17 protein-coding genes are annotated in these 16,117 nt (G+C 56.5%); 11 read left to right on the top strand and 6 right to left on the bottom strand.

The genetic code is table 11. From position 1 onward, the window contains the following. The first annotated feature begins 470 nt into the window (after window positions 1-470). Window positions 471-1,136: a metallophosphoesterase gene (locus FIU83_RS05170; RefSeq protein WP_152483067.1), complete on the top strand. Its 666-nt coding sequence runs from the start codon at window positions 471-473 to the stop codon at window positions 1,134-1,136. Continuing rightward, window positions 1,133-1,987, top strand: a complete 855-nt coding sequence (locus FIU83_RS05165; protein ID WP_216645059.1) for a metallophosphoesterase — start codon at window positions 1,133-1,135, stop codon at window positions 1,985-1,987. The genes FIU83_RS05170 and FIU83_RS05165 overlap by 4 nt, the downstream gene beginning before the upstream one ends. A gap of 771 nt (window positions 1,988-2,758) precedes the next feature. On the opposite strand, the gene FIU83_RS05160 is transcribed toward FIU83_RS05165, so the two are convergent. Then, a complete protein-coding gene (locus FIU83_RS05160; protein ID WP_172976020.1) occupies window positions 2,759-4,009 on the bottom strand; it encodes an inovirus-type Gp2 protein in 1,251 nt (416 codons plus the stop codon). A 413-nt stretch (window positions 4,010-4,422) separates the two neighbouring features. Between FIU83_RS05160 and FIU83_RS05155 the strand changes: the two genes are divergently transcribed. Continuing rightward, window positions 4,423-5,223, top strand: a complete 801-nt coding sequence (locus tag FIU83_RS05155; RefSeq protein ID WP_152483065.1) for a hypothetical protein — start codon at window positions 4,423-4,425, stop codon at window positions 5,221-5,223. Window positions 5,224-5,235: 12 nt separating this feature from the next. Here FIU83_RS05155 and FIU83_RS05150 read toward each other — a convergent pair whose 3' ends face one another. From FIU83_RS05150 to istA, 4 genes are all read right to left on the bottom strand, one after another. Further along, window positions 5,236-5,454, bottom strand: a complete 219-nt coding sequence (locus tag FIU83_RS05150) for an AlpA family transcriptional regulator (protein WP_216645058.1) — start codon at window positions 5,452-5,454, stop codon at window positions 5,236-5,238. Between the two features lie 199 nt (window positions 5,455-5,653). Then, a complete protein-coding gene (gene istB / locus FIU83_RS05145) occupies window positions 5,654-6,652 on the bottom strand; it encodes an IS21-like element helper ATPase IstB (RefSeq protein WP_301538569.1) in 999 nt (332 codons plus the stop codon). Beyond that, window positions 6,652-6,849 carry a hypothetical protein gene (locus FIU83_RS05140; RefSeq protein ID WP_152483063.1) on the bottom strand — a complete coding sequence of 66 codons (198 nt, stop codon included), beginning with the start codon at window positions 6,847-6,849 and terminating at the stop codon, window positions 6,652-6,654. The genes istB and FIU83_RS05140 overlap by 1 nt, the downstream gene beginning before the upstream one ends. A gap of 1 nt (window position 6,850) precedes the next feature. Further along, the gene (gene istA / locus FIU83_RS05135) at window positions 6,851-7,654 is read right to left on the bottom strand and encodes an IS21 family transposase (RefSeq protein WP_301538576.1); all 804 of its coding nucleotides are present in this window, start codon (window positions 7,652-7,654) and stop codon (window positions 6,851-6,853) included. Between the two features lie 853 nt (window positions 7,655-8,507). Here istA and FIU83_RS05130 point away from each other — a divergent pair. The 8 genes from FIU83_RS05130 to FIU83_RS05095 all read left to right on the top strand — a co-directional run bounded on the left by FIU83_RS05130 (window position 8,508) and on the right by FIU83_RS05095 (window position 15,212). Next, window positions 8,508-10,064: a hypothetical protein gene (locus FIU83_RS05130; RefSeq protein ID WP_152483061.1), complete on the top strand. Its 1,557-nt coding sequence runs from the start codon at window positions 8,508-8,510 to the stop codon at window positions 10,062-10,064. Window positions 10,065-10,215: 151 nt separating this feature from the next. Further along, window positions 10,216-10,338 carry a leucine zipper domain-containing protein gene (locus FIU83_RS17735; RefSeq protein WP_152483060.1) on the top strand — a complete coding sequence of 41 codons (123 nt, stop codon included), beginning with the start codon at window positions 10,216-10,218 and terminating at the stop codon, window positions 10,336-10,338. Between the two features lie 971 nt (window positions 10,339-11,309). Beyond that, complete coding sequence (locus FIU83_RS05120; RefSeq protein ID WP_152483059.1) at window positions 11,310-12,278, top strand: DUF932 domain-containing protein; 969 nt, start codon at window positions 11,310-11,312, stop codon at window positions 12,276-12,278. Window positions 12,279-12,397: 119 nt separating this feature from the next. Continuing rightward, on the top strand, window positions 12,398-12,583 hold the full coding sequence (locus tag FIU83_RS05115; RefSeq protein ID WP_152483058.1) for a hypothetical protein: 186 nt from the start codon (window positions 12,398-12,400) through the stop codon (window positions 12,581-12,583). A gap of 10 nt (window positions 12,584-12,593) precedes the next feature. Further along, window positions 12,594-13,331 carry an ERF family protein gene (locus tag FIU83_RS05110; RefSeq protein ID WP_152483057.1) on the top strand — a complete coding sequence of 246 codons (738 nt, stop codon included), beginning with the start codon at window positions 12,594-12,596 and terminating at the stop codon, window positions 13,329-13,331. A gap of 80 nt (window positions 13,332-13,411) precedes the next feature. Beyond that, the gene (locus FIU83_RS05105) at window positions 13,412-14,023 is read left to right on the top strand and encodes a lambda exonuclease family protein (RefSeq protein ID WP_152483056.1); all 612 of its coding nucleotides are present in this window, start codon (window positions 13,412-13,414) and stop codon (window positions 14,021-14,023) included. 11 nt (window positions 14,024-14,034) lie between these two features. Continuing rightward, a complete protein-coding gene (radC, locus tag FIU83_RS05100) occupies window positions 14,035-14,532 on the top strand; it encodes a DNA repair protein RadC (RefSeq protein ID WP_152483055.1) in 498 nt (165 codons plus the stop codon). A gap of 305 nt (window positions 14,533-14,837) precedes the next feature. After that, window positions 14,838-15,212: a histone-like nucleoid-structuring protein, MvaT/MvaU family gene (locus tag FIU83_RS05095; protein ID WP_152483054.1), complete on the top strand. Its 375-nt coding sequence runs from the start codon at window positions 14,838-14,840 to the stop codon at window positions 15,210-15,212. Between the two features lie 121 nt (window positions 15,213-15,333). Here the strand turns inward: FIU83_RS05095 and FIU83_RS05090 are convergent, their stop codons facing one another. Next, complete coding sequence (locus FIU83_RS05090; RefSeq protein WP_152483053.1) at window positions 15,334-16,005, bottom strand: HEPN domain-containing protein; 672 nt, start codon at window positions 16,003-16,005, stop codon at window positions 15,334-15,336. Between the last annotated feature and the right edge of the window lie 112 nt (window positions 16,006-16,117).

Genomic DNA, 16,117 nt, shown 5'->3' with positions numbered 1-16,117 from the left:
CTAGCGAATCTGATGTATGACGCTCCTAGAACTACGGACCTCTGCTTGCAATTTGGCAACACCTGCTTCCCATCCCAGCGCCGCTGATACTTTTCGCTCCTGTACCGACCGTACGTCCGCTCAACCTGTTTGGCAAGGCACGCCACCTCCTCCCCCCCACCCTCAAGCCACCCTCATGGCTTTCAGGGGTCGTAAGGCGATGAGACCGTTCTAACGCTCTACTAGGCGCCAAGCCCCCAGCAGAGCCGTTTAGTGCAGTCTATCCAGAGCGGAGGGATGCGGTTAATGTTGCCAACCATTAAACCTACTTCGGGGGGCATGCGAAAGGTCTTCTATCTCATCCTTTTGAATGAGAAGGTTGCCCATCATGAAAGGCTGTCATCTCCGCTTGTCGATGGCCAGGCGTTGTGGGGCAGTAGTTCGTGGAGCTGGCCTGCGCTGAAGGCCTCCGACGAGTATAAGGAGGCCACATGAGCCTGATCACGAAACACGAGGTGAACACGAACGGCCGAGACTTCTTTGTCGGCGACATCCATGGGCAATATGCCCTGCTGATGGAGGCCATGGCCCGTATCGGGTTTGACAAGACGCGCGACCGACTCTTCTCTGTGGGCGATCTGATTGACCGAGGGTCTGAATCCTTCGAGTGCCTGTCGCTTGCCTTCGAGCCGTGGTTCTACGGGGTGCGGGGTAACCATGAGATGATGGCCTATGACGCCCTGAACGAGGGAGCCGGCCAGGCCTGGGATCTCTGGCAGATCAATGGCGGCAGCTGGGTTTATCTCCATGGCGTCCATGAGGTGCGCACCATCCTCAATGCGGCCCTGGAACACCTGCCCTATGTCCGAGAGGTCGAGGTAGAGGGCAAGCATATCGGCATGGTGCACGCGGAACCGCCACACGACTGGCACCTGCTCCAGCTGGAGAACCACTCGGCCGGACTCGAGTCCTTGGTCTGGGCCCGCAAACGCATCAGGCAGATGGATACGACACTGGTGGCCAATGTCGACGCGGTGGTAGTCGGTCATACCATCCTCGAGCAACCGGAGACCCTCGGAAACGTTCACTACATCGACACCGGGGCCTTCTCTACCGGTCTCCTGACGCTGATCGAAGCCAGGGCGGTGCTGTCATGAAGCGCACTTGTCCGCTGAAGCCCAAGCCGATGAAACGAGCCACCCGGCGCAAGAAGGCCCCGGCCATCCAGTCGCGCAACCAGCGCTGTCGCAGCGAGGCCTGCATGTATGACCTCAACGGCGATATCCACGGCCACGCTGAGCCGCTGAAGCAACTGCTCGAGACTATCGGCTATCGGGAATCCAGCGGGATCTGGTCACATCCTGAGCAGCGCCAGGTGATCTTCCTCGGTGACTTCGTCGACCGGTGCCCCGAGCAGGTGGAAACCGTGCGAATCGCCAGCGCCATGGTCGATGCCGGCACGGCGCCTGCCGTGATGGGCAACCATGAGTTCAATGCCGCGTCCTGGGCCACACCGGATCCCGAGCGGCCCGGCGAGCATCTGTGCTCGCACAGCGACAAGCACCGTAGGCAGCACCAGGCCTATCTGGACCAGGTCGGAGAAGGCAGCGAGCTGCATCAGCAACACATCGCCTGGTTCAAGACGCTGCCGCTTTATCTCGATCTGGACGGCCTGCGCGGGGTGCACGCCTGCTGGCACCCGCCCTCTCTGGGGGATCTCCATCCCTACCTCGATGCGAACCAGCGCATCCTGCCTCACGCCTGGCCCGACCTGGCACGCAAGGGAGGGGCTGGCTTCGAGGCGCTGGAATCCCTCCTCAAGGGGTTAGAAGTCCCTCTGCCTACCGGCTATGAGTTTTTCGATAAGGATGGCAACCCGCGTCATCACATCCGCACCCAATGGTGGGAAGTGGAGCGACTGACCTACCGTGACTTGGCCATGGTACCGGCCGAGGCCATCAATGATATTCCTCACGTGCCCTTCCCCGAGGATGTGCTTCCCGGCTAAGAAGGCGACAAGCCGCTGTTCGTCGGCCACTACTGGCTAAATGGCACGCCGGGGCCGCTCAACCGCCATATCGCCTGCCTGGACTACAGCATCGCCGGTGTGACCTTCCCCCTGATTTAGGTCAAGCTTGTGCCGGGTATGTCAGCATGCCCATGGACTCCACTGGGCCCCACACTGAGACTGACACCACGGGGGGCCCCGGCCCCGCTTGCGGCGATTGAGTCGAATGCCCGGTGCGAGGGTGATACGGCGTTGAAATCGAAAGGCCATAACTCTCCTTGGAGGCGCAGCTCCCAACCAGTTAAATCTCTTGATAGCCTACTAGCTCCTAATCCACAGAATACCGGGCATATTGCAAATTGCGTCGATCGAACAGTTTTACGGAGGACAGGAGCCCCCGATAACGCTGACACTACCAGTGCAATATCCGGACTTCATTTCGAACAGACGTTAATCCAGGCTAGGTACTGCTTACCCTTACTAAAAACCCTCACGCTAGTGGCGGGCATCCGACCGCACGATTTGTCAGTCCTTGTCCATGTTGAAGGCGCTTACCAGGAAGCCCAACTAGACCACAAGCGAACCCAGCACAATGGGGATTACTCTGGCCATTATGGACTACTAGCAGCGTCACCGGCACATCCAGACTAATGTCGATATGCGATAGGTGCTAATAACTCCCCTGGATCACCCATTTGCATTTGTTTGCTCCAACCCCTTATGCCTGCAGCGTTTCCTGGCTTGTTATCTTATCGAACAGCAGCTCATGCCTCACACTCGGGAAGGATAACGCCGTGGCCGCCCGCGCCTGCCCTTCTTCTCCTTTTTGGTGCACGACAGCTGGACAAAGGTTTTTCTGGCAGGTAGCAGAGCACTCATGTAGTAATCGCTCTTGACAACGTAATCGATCACCACCCCTTTCAGCGCATCGACTTTGTTTTTTTCATGGTAGTTGATCGTCCCGATCCCCAGCTTTTTGTAGAGGTGCTTGATTCGATTGCAGTTAAAATATCTGCCTTCGCCACATGTCACTTCGCTGTACCAATACTGCCCCACCATCTTGGCAAAGTTAATGTCCTGTCGATGGTCGGATCCTTTCATGATGACGACCAGATGGTAGTGAAAGCCAGCCAGGACCCCGTATTCCAGCTTGCCAAAAACCGCCATCACATTCGGTATGACCTTTCCCGACTTAATACGATCACTCATTATCCTCCATTCATTCTTCACCATTTCCATGTCTTGTAGAAAATCTTCCGACTCAACAAACTTGCCCTTTCGATACCCCAAATCCACCCTGAGCACCAGTAGACGAGCCCGCTCAGAAAAGCACTGATCGATAATTGATATCGCTTTCTCTTTTCTGTCTTTAGCCGCTCGATCAGCACGCCGTGAAAAGTCCTGTATAATCGGCCTGCTGGCCTCTGCCTTGATGTCTTCCATGACCGTATTCATGATGAGTACTGTTCTGGTGACACCCCCTTCCAGCACTCCATACTCCACCATTTTCCTCAACTCATATTGCCATTTCCTGGTGACCTTATGGTAAATGCCCACGTAAGGGTTCTGATTCACAACACGCAACTGAGCGCACCTATCATCACAGCCCTTCTTCACCAGCTTTAAGAACTCTTTGCCATGTAAGGATTTGAAGAGCTTTAGCTTCCCATTCTTTTTCTCCACCACCTCGAAGTGATCTTTCCGAGAGTCAGATATTCCTTTTATTACCGCTTCTGCACGACGCAGGTGCGCAGCAAACTGCTTATCATCTTCTGTAAGCAGCTCTTCTTGATCATCAGGCATCTCCTCCTCAAAGAATCTCTCTTCATCTTCCATATCCCTTTGTTGTAAGTCCTCATCTCTTGCCAGACGCTCCTCTACCTCCCACCACGGTACATCATCATCGCAAGAAGACTGATTCGCCTCCCAGCCCCAATAAAGATTCCAGTCTTGGTCAAAAGGATGCGAAGACTCACCTTGGCATGTTTCATATCCCATACACCACTCCATCATCGACTTCACGGTTGAGCATCTCATCATGGATATAAGGCACAGCCTCTCTGCTCTACCTCGAGCATCCAATTTCTGCCTTATAAGTGTCATCTACCCACATACAACTGAGCCATATGGTAAGTGCTAGTTCATTACCCTCCTATTGTGAGCTCTTCCACTAGCACTTCCATTGATATAGTACATAGCTACCACTACTACCTTGGTATAACATATAAAGCAAAAATAAACCTAACCACCTCCTCTTCGACATTGCAGACATAGCAAGGGTTGCAGCAAAATATCAGAGCTTTCTTTGCCAATAAAATAACGTTAAAATAACTTCAGCTACAAATAATCACATGGTGAATCTCAAGCTCTAGAACCTGTGATAAATTTATGGCATAATTTTTCAATTCTGAATTTTCGATCAAAGGAAATCCGCAATGAGCAATAATCCCTTACCAGCCACCACCTCCATTTCAGAAAAGAAAGGAGGAGAATACAACCAGCACCTCACAAACAGAAACCTCACCATCCCTGACTATTACCACCAGATCTCTTCCATCCCGCTTGAAGACTACATTGAGAGGCTGAAAAGCACGCTTTGCGAAACCTATTTCCATATATCGCAAAAACCTCCAACCATTGGCTCACCTCCACCGAAAAAAAATGAAGAAGAATTAGCAAACAAGCTCTTCCACCAAGAATACTCTTCAGCTGAAAGTGCATTATCTTCTGGCACGCCAGCTAGCGAGTATCAAAAGATTTTGGAACTCACGCTGTGCGAAAACATTGATGAGAAAATAACAAAGCTATTCTCTACCTCCTTTATGTGGCTAGTCTGCGCTGACCTCCTGGCCAAAGAAGGCCTAAGAGATCAGGCATGGGCTGCACTGGTTGAGCTTGCCTCGCTAGAGTCAAGCCTTGAACAAGCATGCATAGCCGAACAAAATCGCTGGGAAAAACTCCTCCAGCAAGAATATGGAAGGTTGGCCAACCAAAAGCTAAAACACCTGAAGTTTTACCTCATAGACCTCCTGTATGAAGACTGTCCAGATAATGGGTGGCCGTCAGTAAAAGTTGCCGCATACAAACTGCATGAAAAAGTACTCCAATTCCACGAGCAGAGCGATCAGCGGTCAGTGATAAAGCTCAATGAAAGTGACATTCAACGAATGATCACCAACTGGATGAACAAGAACAAAGAAGTCAATGAGACCTTCAAGAAATTGAAAAATCTCTAGGCAATATCAGGATCATTCTTGGATTCCCCCTTGGTTTGCAAGTAACCACCTGTCGACATCCGGCTCGGACCAGCCTTTAGATCTAGCACCAAGATTGATCGGCAGAGGAAATGTTGGATCATATTGTTTCATCCGAGGATTCATCTTCGCATAGATGGAAGATCGGCTGATGCCTAGTTTCTCTACCAACTGCCCCATTCTCAGGATTTTCAGGGTTCTATCGTTGCTCATCGTCAAGTTCTCCATATCAATCAACTTACATTACGAATTTTATAGGAACCTGTTAGATAATCGAGCCGACTTGGCACCTATTCAAAAACCGGGCTCAAATACTGTACATAGATTCAGAAACCAATCATCCAGTGCGATGGAAAGCATATTTATGTTATATTTTTCAATGACTTACTGAAGGGTGTGTATTAGTGCCTACCTAATGCAAAATATTACTGACCCTGCCCCCCTCCGCCGGTGTCATGCCTACAGGCACATCTGCATGGTCAGACAGACGCCAATGCGGTGCGCATACAAGCAGGATTCGGCGTTTAGCGTGCCTCGGGCAGCTAGCCGACCACATTGCTGTCAAGCGACACCAGAACCTGCCTAACTCCGACAGTGAAATCTGACCCCTTACCCCTCTGGCGACCTGCTCGGGATGGTGGATGCCATCGGGCTTAATCAGCCCGGCCTTGCGCTTGGCACACAGTCGGTAACTGTCATCACGGATGGTGATTACGTGACTGCGATGCAGCAGCCGGTCGAGGATGGAGGTGGCGACCACGGCGTCACCGAACACCTCGCCCCACTCGCTGACTGCCCGGTTGCTGGTGACCAACAGGCTGCCGCGTTCGTAGCGCCGGGAGACCAGCTGGAAGAACAGATTGGCCGCGCCCGGCTCCAGCGGCAGGTAGCCCAGCTCGTCGATGATTAATAGCTTGGGCTTGGCGAAGAGCCTCAGGAGCTCCTCCAGGGCGCCATTGGCATGAGCCTGGACCAGCTGGGTGATCAGTGCCGTGGCGGTGGTGAACAGCACTGAGTAGCCGGCCTTGACCGCTTCCCTGCCCAGAGCCACGGCGAGGTGGCTCTTGCCCACGCCCGGCGGGGTGAGCAGCAGCAGGGCATCGCCGTTGGCGATCCAGCCTCCGCCGGCCAGTTCGCGGATCTGGCCGAGGTCCACGGCAGGCTGAGCGCTGAAGTCGAAGCCCTCCAAGGTGCGCAGGAACGTGCAGCGGGCGATGCTCAACCCCATCTGGATACGTCGCTGCTCCTTGTGGGCCACCTCCTGCTCGCACAGGTAGGTCAGCGTCTCGCTCCGGGTCAGCTCCCGGCGTGCAGCCTCGTCGAGCAAGGTGTCGAGCCGCTCGCGGATGGCGGTCAGCTTGAGGCGCGTCAGCATGGCGTCCAGACGTTCAGTAGCCGGCGTAGTCATCATCAGCCACCTCCCACCACGGCCTCATATTCTGTCAGGTCGCGCTGCAGCGGGGCCGGCGGCAAGGTGGCCACGATCTCGCTGGACGCCACGGTGTCCTCGGTATTCGCCTTGGGCGATCGGTAGCCGACGATGCCCTGCACGTGCTCCGGCAGACAGCGCACCTGGGGGTGCCCACCCAGCTCCGGGTGGCGGGCCACCTCACGGAACGACGTGGTGCACCCGCAGTTCGCCGTCGGTCACGCTGACCTGGACGGGGTCACCGATCAGGCGCCAGGGCACGCTGTAGCGGTTGATGTCGACCTCCACAGTGGCATCGCGCTGGACCCGACGGCTCAGTTCACGGGCCTGCTCGAAGGGCACCCGATCGTTCAGCGGCTGCAGGCTGGCCTGCTCGGCAACGAAGCGCACCGCTGGCAGCTCTCCGGTGGTGCCGTGTACCCGCTGGTCGGCAATCTCACGCATCCACCAGATCAGGTGGGCTTCCAGCGCCGCCCAGGAGGCGAAGGTCCTGCCGGCGATGGCGTTACGCTTCACGTAGTCAACGCCACGCTCGTCCTTGCCTTTGGTACGGGCGCGGTACGGCGCACAGGCCACCGGCCGGAACCCCCAGTAGCGCGCAAAGGCCGACAGCCGCTCGTTGAACACCACTTCGCGGTTCGCCTCGTTGTGGTGATCAACCAGCGCCCGGGCGTTATCCAGCAGCACCTGCTCCGGCACCCCGTTGAAGTGGCGGAAGGCGCCTTCCAGGCCGGCAAACCACGCCGACTGGTGCTCGTGACAGAAGGCGCGGACGCAGTGGCGGCGGGAGTAGCCGAGGGTGGCGACAAACAGGAAGACCTTGACCGACTCTCCATCAATGGTGATATGGCGGCTGCCAAAATCGATCGGAAGCGGCTTGCGGGGTGGAGTCTCGAACCTCATCGTCGCCTTGTCTTCGGCCCGGCGCCTAGCAGAGGGGCTCGCAGGCGCGTTACACCGTCCGCAGGCTGACGGTAAGACCATGTTCGAGTGAAGGACTTGCAGCATGACGTCGGCATTGTCGGCGTGCTGCAGGCTGGCCTGTCGCGACCCCCACCCTGGCGCAGATAGCGCTTGACGGTATTCTTGCTGATACCGAGTTCGTGGCGGGGTGCCTGAAGCCCCAGTTACTGGACTTCAGGCGCCGCTCGGGACGGGCTTCTTGAAAAATACTCATATGAGCATGGTTACCATGGATGTCCAGAAGCATCCAAAAGCATCTTTTATTATCTAACGACATTCAAATCCATTTTTTAAAAAATCTCATTATCCACTCCCTTTAAAACCTGCTAAATTTTCCAATATAAGCAATGAAGGAGATGCAAAATGAAGTAATTTACAGAGGACGAGCCAGGCAGGATAAATGCTCCATTAACGAAGCCAAAACTGTTCAATGCTAATGAGATCCGGGCTTCACTGGCGATATTCATCACCCACTAGATTCATGAAAAACCTGAGCGTCGGCATGCTCATACTTACGAATATCCTGCACAAAAGGATCAACAACCTTTGGCAGAATCAAGGCGATACTCTATAGCACTTTCAGCCTGGGCTAATGGGAGGCATAGAATCAATAAAGCAACGCGACGGCTCCAGCTTCAAACGGAAAATTAAATTCAACTGACAGGAACATTTATATGCAAATACGCTACACCCTGATAGTCCCCGAGCGCACAGATACCGCTACGAAAAAAATGAGAAGGCAAGTAAAAAGCACGAATCTCATACCCTAAAAGCAAGCTAAGGACTCAGCCTAATGTACGATAATCCATATCCCCTCAACCAACCCTCAACAGGGAACGGTGCATGTCTCCCCCATCCATCCGCGTATCCCCAGATGGACTATCAGGCAATCTCCTCCGAGAGCACCGGTCTGCACAACTCGAGCCAGCAACGGTCTTTTTACCGTGTGGGACGGCCACCCAAGCCCTGCAAGGCCAATCTCATCCGGCAGATCCTTCACCAAGCCTATCGCCTTGTAGCTGATCCTAACGGCGTATATTTCCTTGTACCGAACTTCGGCGGTCCCGTACTGATGTTGGAAGCGGAGATGATTGCACCGATCATCAAGCACATAGCAGCGAGCACTAACAACCGCGACGTTTCGGACCAAAATGTCCGGGACGCGCTGGAAATCATTCGGGGGGATTACTCGGATTTTGCGACAATCGGCAATGGCCGAACCTGGCTGGACAATTACGATAATCGATATATCGCACTGAATGGCAAAGTGATGATGCTCCCGCCGAAACAGGAGAACATGATTCAGCCAGAGCTAGCCTATCCTTACTGGCATCCCGCCAATAGTCGTCCCTTTCACACGATGTATATTCAGGGTCACAGTGCGATGGACCTCTCAGGCGTGCGCATCATCGAGTCATATGTGCCGATTCCGAAGGATCGAGACCTGCTGATCTATACGTTCATGGTGCTTTGCCTAATGCCAGAACGTCAGCAGCTGGTCCTGGAACTCACAGGAGAGCTTAAATCTGGGATGGCACAACTACAGGATGTCATCAAGCGCATAGTCGATCCGGTGATCAAGGAGAATGCGATTCGTGATACACCCCCAAAGGTCAGGGACGTGGATCAGAAAGCCTGGCGGCACCATGTGCTCAATCTGGAATACGTCGAAGACGGGCTGAGTTCGGCGGTACAGCGACGTATGTTTGAGTTGCTCTGCAAAAGCCGGCTGGAATGGAAAGCTATTGGTTGCCATGAAATCACATCGAGTCTCGCTGTGAGGCGTGCTTTTTTGCTGAGCAGTCTGGAGCCGGTCATCACACAACCTGAACTAGTGGAACTCACCTTGAGTCTGGAAATGCCATCACCGTCAACAGATAAGACGGGCAAGGCGTCTTCCCAATGCCATACGCAGGAGAGTTTACCAGGCGAAGATCAGAGTCGCGTCTTCAACGCACTGCTGGGATTGCTCGGTAAAGCACATGCCAATATCGACCAAGTGGTCTTAGATCGGAGAGTACCAGAAGGCTGGCACGATCTCTGTCGAATCGGAATGATTGTTGCCGACACACTGACCGGCAGCGCAGAGGCCTTTTGGGCGCAGTACGAGGCATATCGCAATGAGCGGCTCTGCGAGATGACTGAAGAGGAGCCGATCGCCAAGGCAGTTGTTGAATATCTGAGGATCAACGGCATCACGGAAGCCGTCGAAAATCCAGCGGGGGTCTGGCTGGCCATCTTGACCGAGTATCGGCCGACCTGGGTCTCGGATAGCCAATGGCCGCGTGAGGCGCGTGGCCTTGGCGCGGCCTTCAAGCGTGCCGCCCCGCTGCTCGATGCCCAGGGCATAACTTGCTACAGCAACGGCAAACGTGGCTCGAAACGCCATTGGGTGATCGGCCCAACAGGGCTTGCCATGCAGCATTTCTGACAACGATCGGCATTCAGCTCATGTCGAGACTAAGGCGGTTACCTGCCAGTTTGGAGGAGGAGTTGGTGGACCTGGCAGGCTTTCTACGTCGGCAGCCTAGCTGTGATCTCTCGGTAGGTTGTTCATCCGGAACCCACCCGGAAGACTGGAGATGCGAACCAACCAATCGCTCCAGGAGGCCCGGATGAACACCCATAAGAATGCCCGTCTCACTCCGCACGGTCGAGCCCTGCTAGCCGCTCGCGTCATCGAGCCCCATGCCGACGAGTCCTGAGAACGACTCCTCAGAATAAGGCAGGGGCATCGATTGGTTACTGATTTCTGCCGGACCGGGAGAGGCGGCGCGGCCAACATCCAGCTCTGCCGCCTGGCCTTGCGAGTCAATGCTTGTCCAAGTTTGATATGGAGCCCCTGCTGCTGGGCGACCTAGACAATCGAGGTATCGTGCTGCAGGCAATCTGCCACGATCCAGGACTTGAGATCCGGATGTGTGTTCACTGGACATATACGAGACGTCCATGACAAGACGACGTTCGCTGCTGAAAATCTTGTCTGTTGTCCACTCCTGAGGCTGTTTTTTCGAAAAACCTGGTGTTCAACGTCGTGATGTCGTGCTCAGAGGAACCCCCTTAGCATCGTGTTGGCCAGTTGCGATGACCGCTGCCCGGCCTCCCGCTCCTGACAAGCATGTCCAGAAGCAGCACTGACACGCTGTCGAAAGGTCCATCGGAGAGGTGGTATTCACTAAAATAGCAGGTTTTCTGTAGAGGTTATGTTCCAGTTTTTTTGAGACCTATATCACTCCTGTGAGCCCAGCCATTCCCAGGCTTGCTGCATCGCCACAGGAGACATGACATGCCCCCACCCTGCTCGCGCTGTGTCTCGCAGCGCGTGATCAACCTCGAGACCGCCCGCAAGTTGGGGACAGCGACCGGCGCGTTGGCCGGCTCCCTCAAGGGCGCCTATGCAGCGCTCTACACGCCTGGTCGGTTACCGGCTTCCCCTGCCCAGTTTCCCCTAAGTCGAGTCGCCGTTGCCGTGGTAGCCGCTGCGTCGAGCGGTATCGCCGGGGCAGCGGCTGGCCATCAGATGGTCCAGCACCTGTTTCCTCCCGGAGAAGGCACTCCCTGGCTCTGCCTGGGCTGTGGCCACGCCTTCCGTGAGCTGGCATGACACAGCGCCACACATCCTCCGTCTTTCCTTCCGCCGGTACCTCTGGCGGTTTTTTCATCTTGGAGATTTCTCATGGCACATCAGATCGAACACATGGCTTACGTCGGCGATATCCCCTGGCATGGCCTGGGGCAGCAACTGTCGCGTCATCAACCGCTGGAGGTCTGGCGGCAGCAGGCCGGCATGGACTGGCACATTGAGGCCTCCCCGGTGCGCTTCATCGCCGATGGCGCGGGCCACCTGGGCAGCATCCACTCCTTCCCGGAGCAGAAGGTGCTCTATCGCTCGGATACCCGGGCCCCGCTGTCGGTGGTCTCCCAGCGCTACAAGGTGGTCCAGCCCGAGGAGGTGCTGGAGTTCTACCGCGACCTGACCGAGTACGCCGGTTATGAGCTGGAGACCGCCGGCGTGCTCAAGGGCGGGCGCAAGTTCTGGGCGCTGGCCCGCAGCGGCCTGGGCACCGCCCTCAAGGGCCAGGACCAGGTCAATGCCTACCTGCTGCTGGCGACCTCCTGTGACGGCTCGCTGGCGACAGTGGCGACCCCGACCTCGGTACGGGTGGTCTGCAACAACACGCTGACCATCGCCGTGGACGGCATGGCTCAGGGCGTAAAGGTGCCGCACAGCACCGAGTTCGATCCCCAGCGGGTCAAGCAGCAGCTGGGCATCTCGGTCTCGCAGTGGGACGACTTCATGTACCGCATGAAGACCCTGGCCGAGCGCAAGGTCAGCCAGGAGGAGATCAAGACCTACTTCCAGTCGGTGATCTGCAACGCCGAGGCGCCACTGGACGATCCTTCCAAGCTGCCCAACGTGCGGGCGCTCAACCGCGTGCAGAAGCTTTTCCATGGCGAAGGGCGTGGCGCCCGGCTGTGCACCGCCCAGGGCACCGCCTGGGGCCTGCTCAACGCCATCACCGAGTACGTCGACCATGACAAGCGCGCACGCAGCAACGACTACCGCATGGATTCAGCCTGGTTCGGCCAGGGAGCCAGCCTCAAGGACAAGGCCCTGGCGTCCGCCATGGCATTGGTCGGCTGATCCGCAGGGAGCCTTGCGTCACGGCTCGCTCCCCGTCTCACCGTCACAATCCACGTTCCCACACCACGGCATAGCGCCCGGCCCACCACGGCCGGGCGTTTGCGTTTCTGGAGGTACCGATGCAACCGCCCATGACTTTCGAGATCTGCCGCGCCCTGACGCAGCTGACTCGTCAGCTGCTGGAGGCCAGGGAGCACCAAGCCCAGACCCACGTGCTGGCCAAGGGTCATCTCTACCGCGTGGTCGTGTCGCTGGAGCCGGTCCCCGCTGACCAGCTGCAGGACGTCATCAACCGTTACCAGTAAGGAGGTCACCATGGCCACTCCCATCCACCCCGATGCCAATGGCAAGACACCCGTCACCCAGCCCCTTCAAGAAAGCACCGCGATCATCCAGGTGATCGAGCGGGCCGCCCTCAATCCCGAGGTCGACATCGACAAGATGGAGCGTCTGCTGCAGATGCAGGAGCGCGTGCTCGACCGCCAGGCGTTGATGGCCTATAGCGCCGCCATGGCAGCCATGCAGACCGAGCTGCCGAGCATTGCCGAGCGAGGCCAGGGCAACAACGGCGCCTACGCCACGCTGGAGGACATCGTCGACACCCTGCGCCCGATCATGCAGAAGCACGGCTTCGCGGTGAGCTTCCGGATCCAGACCCAGGAGCGAGCCATCCAGGTCACCGGGGTGCTGATGCATCAGGACGGTCACCGCGAGGAGACCAGCATGCTGCTGCCGGCGGATACCAGCGGCAGCAAGAACGCCGTGCAGGCCTTCGGCTCCTCCACCAGCTACGGCAAACGCTACGTGCTGTGCGCCTTGCTCAACATCACCACCCGGGGCCAGGACGACAACGGCCATGCCGCGGCCCCGGTGAAGCTGATCACGCCCTTCCAGGCGGGTCAGATCAGACAGCTGATCGCCATCTGTCCTCCTGCCACCCAGGAATGGTTCGTCGGCAAGTACGGCGAGGCCAAGCAGGTGCCGCGCAGCGACTTCGACAAGTTGCGCGCCTCCCTGCAGAAGCGGGCACAGCCCAACCGTCAACGTCACTGAACGGTCAGCGAGGGGGCAGCCCCTCGCTGCTTATGCCGTTTTCCCTAGGTAGGGAAAGCCCCCTTCACGAGGAGATCGTCATGCAGATTCTGACACTGGAACAGGGCACGCCCGAGTGGCATGCAGCACGCCTCGGCATCATCACCATGTCCGAGCTGAAGACCCTGCTGGTCAAGGGCAAAGGGCCGGCTGGCTTCGGCGCCGGCGCGCTGAGCTACATGCATCAACTGATCGGTGAGCGCATCACCGGCGAGCCCTCCGATGCCTTCTCGGGCAATGCCCACACCCAGCGCGGCCATGAACTGGAGCCGGTAGCCCGCGAGCTCTACCAGGAGGCCACCGGCCTGCCCTGGCTGGAGCAGGTCGGCATCATCCTCAACCACGGTGTGGGCTATTCGCCCGACTGCCTGGTGGACAGCAACGGCCTGGTGGAGATCAAGACCAAGCTGCCCAAGTACCAGATCGAGCTGTTGCTTGCCGACGAGCTACCCCAGGAACACGTGGCGCAGTGCCAGGGCGGCCTATGGGTCAGCGATCGGGAGTGGATCGACTTCGTCAGCTACTGGCCGGGCATGCCGCTGTTCGTGAAGCGGGCCTACCGGGACGAGGTGATGATCCGCACCCTCGCCGAGCGGGTCGAGGCGTTCTATGAGGAACTGGAGCGCCGCATGGCGCTGGTGATGGCGGCCTAAGGAGAACGATCATGAACCACCGCAAGCTAAAGGCCGGCGAAGTCGCCGGCACCTATGACATCACCGCCCCGATCACCGAGGCGGAGCTGCTGGGCATCGCCCAGGCGTTTGCCAAGCGAAAGCTGGCCAGGGGGCGCAAGATCACCCAGCCGGGACTCGCCTTCGACTACCTGCAGGTGCTGTTCCAGGGCTACGAGCATGAGGTGTTCAGCGCCCTGTTCCTCAACAGCCAGCATCGCGTCATCCATTTCGAGACGCTGTTCCGGGGCACCATCGACTCGGCCAGCGTCTATCCACGCGAAGTGGTCAAGCGCGCATTGGCCCACAACGCCGCGGCGGTGATCTTCGTCCACAACCATCCCAGCGGTGATCCAGAGCCCAGCGATGCCGACCGGCGCATCACTCAGCGCCTCAAGGACGCGCTGGCTCTGGTCGAAGTGCGGGTCATCGACCATATCGTGGTCGGTGGCGAAGGCTGCGAGTCCTTTGCGGAGCGGGGATACCTGTAATCGTCCTCCAGCGTCACGGCATAACACCGGTGCCGCCCCTCAGGGGCGGCACCGGTTTCCTGGTGGCTCTCCATTTTTTTGATTGCAGAACGGTTCTCGGCGAACGGACGATCAATATTTTCGCGAGGGACACGAGTCCCAACGAGGACCCAGCCAATACTAGCTCAGCCAGTCAGAGTCCTCTGCCACGTTAAGCTTAAAGATGACATCAGGGATGCCTCGACAAGATGGCCATATCTTACAGATTGAACTATAAGAGGGTTGGTTTCATAATCAGCACCAACGATCATCAGAGGAGCCAAATTGTGTCATTTCTCAATACTTACCTGCAGAAAGAACAGCAGTTCAAGCAGCTTCAGGAAGAGCTGAAGAAAATGGAGAACGATGAGCGCCTCAAGGCCGAGTTGGACTTCAAGAACCGCCTCGAGACCCTGATGCGTGAATTTGACAAGTCCGCCGCCGACGTCATCAAGCTGCTGGACCCGACCCAGGACACCGGTAAAGCCTCCAGCAGCGCCACGAAAACGGGCCGGGCCAAGCGCAAGCTGAAGGTCTACCAGAACCCCCACACTGGCGAAACCGTCGAGACCCGCGGTGGCAACCAGAAGACTCTGAAAGCGTGGAAAGAAGAATATGGTGCTGAGACAGTCGAAGGCTGGTTGGTGAAAACAGAAGACTGACCGTTGCAAGCCCTGCCTGACATATTCAGCGGGCAGGGCCGCTTTCGGCCAGAAGCGGACCTTCAGACCGCCTCCATAAAGATAAAGGTACGTGCCGCTAGGCTACGAGCGGCCGCTTGACCTACTGATTAGGATTAATTGAAATCTGATCCATGCGCGACACTACGTTTTCAATAAAATCTACGCAGGTTGCTCCAAGTTCTGGAGTGATTTCACGGGGTTCATGATTATTGTCTAGATCGCCTTCATGAGCTATTTGGTTGCGTCGTTTAGCATATCTTTCTAATCGGCTGGCAATATGGCCTCTATCGGTATTTGGCCCTCGCCATCTATCTGCGACCTCTTGGATTACATCTGTAACACCGATAACTCGATAAGCTTCAACAACTTTGTCCGGCGCCTGATAAGCTTGAAAATTAAGAACGTTCTCACGAATTGCATCCGCTAGCCGCTCCGGGCCAGTCGGAGACCGTACATACTGAATAGCACCTCCAACATGAGATGCGTTCTTAATTGGCGACACTCGAACAACCATGTCGCCTAGTTTTTCCGGGATACTATCCGCTTGCTTCAAAAACTGTGGAATATAACGATAGAGAACTTGATGGACATAGGCATCAAGAGAACTCATGGAACTAACAATCGAGGCACGCGGTAGCCATAGAAGGTACTTGTTACCCGCATTCAGCGGCCCCCTAACTCCCAAATTCCTGAGCTGGCGGAGCTCTCTGTACATATCCAAATATTTTCTTGCCGCGTCGATATTGACTCGGAATTGCTCAATTGGCTCCATCGTCTTTAACCACTCCTAAAATAAACTAGACGGCCTGCTCGCTTAATGGCCTGAACGATTACATGCATTCAACAATATAATGCCGCGCTCTTGAAGCCTTCCTAACATCCTT

The organism is Halomonas sp. THAF5a (assembly GCF_009363755.1).
Lineage (GTDB): Bacteria > Pseudomonadota > Gammaproteobacteria > Pseudomonadales > Halomonadaceae > Halomonas.
This window is presented reverse-complemented; position numbering and strand designations above follow the sequence as displayed.